Annotated in this window: 4 protein-coding genes and 1 pseudogene; 3 read left to right on the forward strand and 2 right to left on the reverse strand. The window is 59.6% G+C overall.

The window, feature by feature from the left end; translation table 11 throughout:
* Positions 1–342 precede the first annotated feature (342 nt).
* Both tmaR and MM194_RS21645 read left to right on the forward strand, forming a co-directional pair.
* Positions 343–660 carry a PTS system regulator TmaR gene (gene tmaR / locus MM194_RS21640; protein WP_033132275.1) on the forward strand — a complete coding sequence of 106 codons (318 nt, stop codon included), beginning with the start codon at positions 343–345 and terminating at the stop codon, positions 658–660.
* A 213-nt stretch (positions 661–873) separates the two neighbouring features.
* Positions 874–3,957 carry a transglycosylase domain-containing protein gene (locus MM194_RS21645; protein WP_033132276.1) on the forward strand — a complete coding sequence of 1,028 codons (3,084 nt, stop codon included), beginning with the start codon at positions 874–876 and terminating at the stop codon, positions 3,955–3,957.
* Between the two features lie 90 nt (positions 3,958–4,047).
* Here the strand turns inward: MM194_RS21645 and yjgA are convergent, their stop codons facing one another.
* The gene (gene yjgA / locus MM194_RS21650; protein ID WP_033132277.1) at positions 4,048–4,572 is read right to left on the reverse strand and encodes a ribosome biogenesis factor YjgA; all 525 of its coding nucleotides are present in this window, start codon (positions 4,570–4,572) and stop codon (positions 4,048–4,050) included.
* 111 nt (positions 4,573–4,683) lie between these two features.
* Here yjgA and pmbA point away from each other — a divergent pair, with 111 nt between their 5' ends.
* Positions 4,684–6,027, forward strand: a complete 1,344-nt coding sequence (gene pmbA, locus MM194_RS21655) for a metalloprotease PmbA (protein ID WP_033132278.1) — start codon at positions 4,684–4,686, stop codon at positions 6,025–6,027.
* A gap of 38 nt (positions 6,028–6,065) precedes the next feature.
* Here pmbA and MM194_RS21660 read toward each other — a convergent pair.
* Positions 6,066–6,185, reverse strand: a pseudogene (locus tag MM194_RS21660) (IS1595 family transposase); the annotation flags it as partial.

Here is a 6,185-nt window from a genome sequence, read left to right on the forward strand (position 1 = left end):
TCCCATGCCGAACTCAGAAGTGAAACGCGGTAGCGCCGATGGTAGTGTGGCATTCGCCATGCGAGAGTAGGACACTGCCAGGCACCCAATTGAAGAAGCCCGCTCAATCGAGCGGGCTTTTTTATTGCCTGAAATTCCTGTTCACTGAATTGTCATTTCTGACGACCTTGCCCGCCTCTTTCCACCTGCCAACCTCATGCCAGCTGCGATTGGGGTTGTATCTGCATCATAACTCGGTAGAGTAAAGGCACATTCAGGGTGTGCCTGTACCATGCATTTTTTCCTCTCTGGTATGGGGATGGCCCGGCCTGTTTTCATTAACCTTCAGTCAGTGGTATCGATATGGAACAAGTAAACAAGTCTACTTTCAGCGATGTCTTGGAATATGTGCGTATGTCCCGTCGTCAGAACAAGCTCAAGCGCGAGATCGTCGACAACGAGAAGAAGATCCGTGACAACCAGAAGCGGGTGCTGCTGCTCGACAACCTGAGCGACTACATCAAGCCAGGCATGAGCATCGATGAAGTGCAGGCTATCATCGCCAACATGCGTGCCGATTACGAGGAGCGGGTTGACGATCACATCATCAAGAATGCCGAGCTCTCCAAGGAGCGCAAGGAGCTGAGTACCAAATTGAAAGGCATGAGCAGCAGCAAATAAAGCTGCCTCCCTATGCTTGAACACCGGCCTTGGCCGGTGTTTCATTTCTGCACATCAGATCGGATCTCTCACCGTACTGCAACAATCGACTCCCTTTTTAATAATTGCCCTGTTAACATCGCATCAAAGCGGTCAATAGTTTTCAAGCCATTGACTTGAAACGACTAAGCTTGAGTGAAAGACAATAAATTGCGTAACCATGGTGGGGCTGATATGGGCGCATCAAAACAGACGGATTTGAATAAAGTGGCATCTCAGGATTCATCCGTACCGGACTCGGGCGGGCAGCATAGGCGCAAGCGTCGTCCCTGGTGGCGCTGGTTGTTCTGTTTTATCTTTTTACTTTGTCTGGCCGCCGTGATCGTTCTGGTGGGCTATGAGATGAAGACTTCCCGACTGCAGTCGCAGGAGATCTCCCACTACGCAGCCGAGTTGACTTATCAACTCGAGAAAGGCCCCAGCAAGCAGATCGCGTTCCCGGATGACGGCCCCTTCGACAAGCGGCTCGGCTATGTGCTGATGCCCATGATCCAGGAGCGGCTCGTCCAGCGTGGCTATCAGATCAGCGAGCAGGTGCATTTCTCCGATGCGCTGTACAAGTACGCCAGCCATGGCTTCTTTGTGCCTTATACCGAGAAGGTTCAAGCCGGGCTGACCCTGCACGATTGCCGCGCAGAGCCCTTCTACCAGTACAAGTATCCGACCCACTACTATCCGGATTTCAGCTCCATCCCCCCTCTGGTGATCCAGTCACTGCTGTTCATCGAGAACCGGGATCTGCTGAGCAATGAGCAGCCATTGGCTAATCCGGCGGTGGACTGGCCTCGCTTTGGCAAGGCGGCATTGTCTCAAGTGGGCAAGGCGCTGGACATGCAGGATCAGTCTGCCGGCGGCAGTACGCTCGCCACCCAGGTCGAGAAGTATCGTCACTCTCCCGATGGTCTGACCCTGTCTCCGACCGAGAAGATCCGCCAGATGGTTTCGGCCAGCGTCCGTGCCTATCGACTGGGGCCGGAGACGCTGGCGGCACGCAAGCTGGTTGCCTGGGCCTACCTCAACTCGGTGCCGCTCTCTGCCGCCCCAGGTTATGGGGAGGTACATGGACTGGGTGATGGCCTCTGGGTCTGGTTCGGGGCCAATGTGGATGAGGTCAATCGCCTGCTGGATCCTGCCCGCAATCAGGATGCCACTCTGGCGGAGCAGGGGCTGGCGCTACGCCAGGTCGTCTCCCTGATGATTGCTCACCGTCGTCCTTCCTACTATCTGGCCCAGGGGCGGGACGCGTTGTCGACCCTGACCGACAGTTATCTGCGTCTGTTCGTACAGGAGGGAATGATCTCCCCGGCACTGATGGAGTCGGCGCTCAAGGCCAAGCTCGGTTTCCGCGACTTCCTGCAGGCGCCGGCGATCACCCGGGTCAATAACAACAAGGGACTGCAGGTGGCGCGTACTCGCCTCAGTCGTCAGCTCGGGGTGCAGCTCTATGATCTGGACCGAATGGACCTGACCGCCGATACCACCCTCAACATGCCGCTGCAAAATGATATCTCCCGTTATCTGCAGCAACTGGCAGATCCGACGTTCGCCTCCCAGGTCGGCCTCTTTGGTGAGCGCCTGCTCTCGCCGGAGAAGACGGGAGACGTGAAGTACAGCTTCACCCTGTTCGAGAAGACGCCGGAAGGGGTCAAGGTACGGGTGCAGACCGATAACACGGATCAGCCATTTGACATCAACGAGGGCAGCAAGCTGGAGTTGGGCTCCACGGCCAAGCTGCGGGTGCTGACCACCTATCTGGAGATCGTCACCGAGCTGCACGACAGCTATGGGAGCATGCCAGCCGACAGCCTGCGCAAGATAGAGGTGTCCAACCAGGACAACATCAGCCGCTGGGCCATCTCCTACCTGATGACCGCCAAGGACAAGAGCCTGCCGGTCATGCTGGAGGCGGCACTGGATCGTAAGTACTCCGCCAGTCCCTATGAGGGCTTCTTCACCGGCGGTGGCATGCATACCTTCAACAACTTCCGCAAAGAGGATAACGGCCGGATCCCACCGATCCGCGATGCGTTGCGCGAATCCATCAACCTGCCCTTCGTGCGGCTGATGCGCGACATTGTGCGTTACAGCCTCTACAAGGAAGGTAACCGCGCCCAACTGCTCAAGGATGATAAGGATCCGCGTCGTACCGAGTACCTGGCCAAGTTCGCCGACAAGGAGGGCCAGACCTACCTGTTGCGTTTCTGGCGCAAGTATCGTGGCAAGACCGCGGATGAGCAGCTCGATACCTTCCTGGACGGCCTCAAGCCCAGCGCGGTGCGGCTCGCGGCCGTACATCGCTACCTGATGCCGGAGGCGTCGCAGGCTGACTTTGCGGCCTTCCTGGCCAAGCGGTTGCCACGGGAGAAGCTGACTGACAAACGGATCGAGCAGCTCTACACCAGCTATGGTCCGGGTAAGTATTCACTGCCGGATCAGGGCTATATCGCGCGGGTGCACCCGCTGGAGCTGTGGCTGCTCTCCTACCTCAAGGAGTTCGACAAGGCGACCTTTACCGATGCGGTCGCAGCCAGCCGGGATGAGCGCCAGGAGGTCTACAGCTGGTTGTTCAAGACCCGCCATCGCAGCGCCCGGGATAGCCGTATCCGTACCATGCTGGAAGTGGAGGCCTTCCTCGACATCCATCAACGCTGGGCGCGGCTGGGTTATCCGTTCGATCACCTGGTACCGTCCCTGGCAACCGCCCTCGGCAGTTCGGGCGACAGACCCGCAGCCCTGGCCGAGTTGATGGGGATCATCCAGAACGGCGGCCTGCGCTCGCCGACCCAACGTATCGAGTACCTGTCGTTTGCCAAGGACACGCCCTTTGCCACCGTCTTCGAGCCGGCCAATACCAAAGGGGTCCGGGTGCTGCCCGTCGAGGTGACCAACGCCTTGCGCAACGCCCTGTCGAAGGTAGTGGAAGGGGGAACGGCGCGGCGTATCGCCGGTGCCTTCGCCCTGCCGGATGGTACCGTGCTGTCAATGGGGGGCAAGACGGGGACCGGGGATAACCGGATCGAGACGGTGGGCCGCTATGGCAATGTGACCAGCTCCCTGGCCCGCAACCGGACTGCGACCTTCGTCTTCTACATCGGGGACGATCACTTCGGTACCCTGACGGCCTATGTGCCGGGCAGCCAGTCCGACAAGTTCCGCTTCACCTCGGCGCTGCCGGTACAGGTGCTCAAGGGGATGGCGCCGCTGCTGATGCCCTATCTGCAGCCGGGGACCCATACCCAGTGCATGGCAGGCAGTTGATACCCAGGTAGATACCATGAAAAACGGGGCCTTATTGGCCCCGTTTTATTATGTCCTCGGTGTCGCTCACACTGGCGACAGCGTCACCCGTTACAGCAGATCTTCGATCTCGCCGCGCAGATATTGGTAGATCTCGCGGAAGGCCACCGGCGGCTTGTTCAGCTCCCGCTCCTTGTTGGCGCTGCGGATCAACTGGCGGAGCTTCTGGCGATCCAGATCGTGGAACTGGGCCATCAATTCATTGAGGGCGCTGTCACCTTCGGTGATCAGGCGCTCACGCCACTGCTCCAGCCGATGCAGGCGAGCATTCACGGTGGAGTGGCGGTTCTTGAAGATGGTAAGAGCCTGTTCGATCGGCTCAATATCCCGGCTACGCATCAGGCGACCGATGAACTGCAGGTGGCGGCGGAAGGACTCGTCCTTCTTGGGCTTGAGCTTGCGGCCCAGCTCGATGGCCTCGGCCAGCTCTTCATCCAACGGGATTTTTTCCAGCTCGCTATGGCTCAGGGAAACGATCTCAGCCCCCAGCTTTTGCAGTGCTTCGGCGTCGCGCTTGAGCTGACTCTTGCTGGGACCCCAATCGTCCATTTCGTTGTCGTCTTGATACTGACTCATCGGTCTCTGATTCCTGTCATTCACGTTGGGGGATATGTTACCAGCTTCTCCCGCTGGGCGCAGGGGTCTGATATGCTTAGCCCCTTTCCTTCCTTCATACAGATGTGAGTTATGGACCAGCAAGACCAAATCCGCCAGGATCAAGCCCATCTCGAGGCCGTCGTCGCCGAGGCTCTGGAGATAGCCAAAGGACTGGGCGCCGGGCTTGCCGAAGTCTCCATCAGCAAGCAGACCGGGTTGTCGGTGAACACCCGGGGCTGTGAGCTGGAAAGCATCGAATTCAACAAGGATGGGGCGCTCGGCATCGCCGTCTATCGCGACGGTTGCAAGGGCTCTTCCTCGACCACCGACCTGAGCCCATCGGCGATCCGTGCCGCCGTCGAAGCGGCCATGGAGATAGCCCGCCACACCTCGCCCGATGTGTGTGCCGGCCTGGCGGATGCCGAGTTGCTGGCCTGGGATGCCCCGGATCTGCAGCTGTGTCATCCCACCCTGCTGGATCCCCAACGGGGGATCGAGCTGGCCATCGAGTGTGAGCGGCTGGCGCTGGGTCGCGATGCCCGCATCAAGCACTCCGATGGTGGCAGCTTCTCCAGCCATCTGGGGGTCAAGGTGTATGGCAACAGCCACGGTTTCGTCAGAGGCTATGCGGCGTCGCGCAATTCCCTGAGCTGTGTGCTGATCGGTGAGCAGGATGGCGACATGCAGCGGGACTATGGCTACTCCTCCAGCCGGGATCTGGCTGGGCTCTGGAGCCCACAGCGTATCGCCGACGAGGCGGTGGAACGCACCCTTTCCCGGCTCGGCGCCCGCAAGATCTCCACCCGCCATGCTCCCGTGTTGTTCCACCCCGACACTGCGGCCGGGCTCTGGGGCCATCTGGTGACGGCCATCAGCGGCGGCAGCCTGTATCGCAAGTCGAGCTTCCTGCTGGACAAGTTGAATGAGCAGATATTGCCCGACTGGCTCAGCATCCGGGAGTTCCCCCACCTGCTGGGTGGGCTGGCGAGTACCCCGTTCGATGGCGAAGGGGTGCGTACCCGCGACATGGATATCATCCGCGATGGCCGCCTGATGAGCTGGCTGCTCACCTCCTACTCGGCGCGCAAGCTGGGGCTGACCACCACGGGTCACGCCGGTGGCATCCACAACTGGCAGGTTTCGAATACCGGTCAGGACTTCCAGGGCATGCTCAGGGAGATGGGCACCGGTCTGCTGGTGACCGAGCTGATGGGGCAGGGGGTCAACATCGTCAACGGGGACTACTCCCGTGGCGCCGCCGGTTTCTGGGTGGAGAATGGCGAAATTGCCTATCCAGTGGAGGAAATCACCATAGCCGGCAACCTGGCCGACATGTTCCGCTCCCTGGTCGCGGTGGGGACGGATGAAGACGAGCGCTCCAGCCTCAAGACCGGCTCGGTGCTGGTCGAGCGGATGAAGCTGGCGGGGCACTGATCCTCTTCTTCCATTCCCGATTGCGGCCATGAAAAAGGCTATGTCCCAATTACGTGTTGCATGGGGCGCCCCAGCGCCTCATGCAAGCAACGCGGGATATCCACTGCCTGCCCATAACGCTCCAACATCCTTCGCCAGCCCAGATAATTCCTCAAATA

The sequence above is a fragment of the Aeromonas sp. MR16 genome (assembly GCF_022549315.1).
Classification (GTDB): domain Bacteria; phylum Pseudomonadota; class Gammaproteobacteria; order Enterobacterales; family Aeromonadaceae; genus Aeromonas; species Aeromonas aquatica.

Excerpts from the sequence above, each read along its gene's own strand:
- tmaR (WP_033132275.1), top strand. The coding sequence starts at position 343 with ATGGAACAAGTAAACAAGTCTACTTTCAGCGATGTCTTGGAATATGTG.
- pmbA (WP_033132278.1), top strand. The coding sequence starts at position 4,684 with ATGGACCAGCAAGACCAAATCCGCCAGGATCAAGCCCATCTCGAGGCC.
- yjgA (WP_033132277.1), bottom strand. The coding sequence starts at position 4,572 with ATGAGTCAGTATCAAGACGACAACGAAATGGACGATTGGGGTCCCAGC.
- MM194_RS21645 (WP_033132276.1), top strand. The coding sequence starts at position 874 with ATGGGCGCATCAAAACAGACGGATTTGAATAAAGTGGCATCTCAGGAT.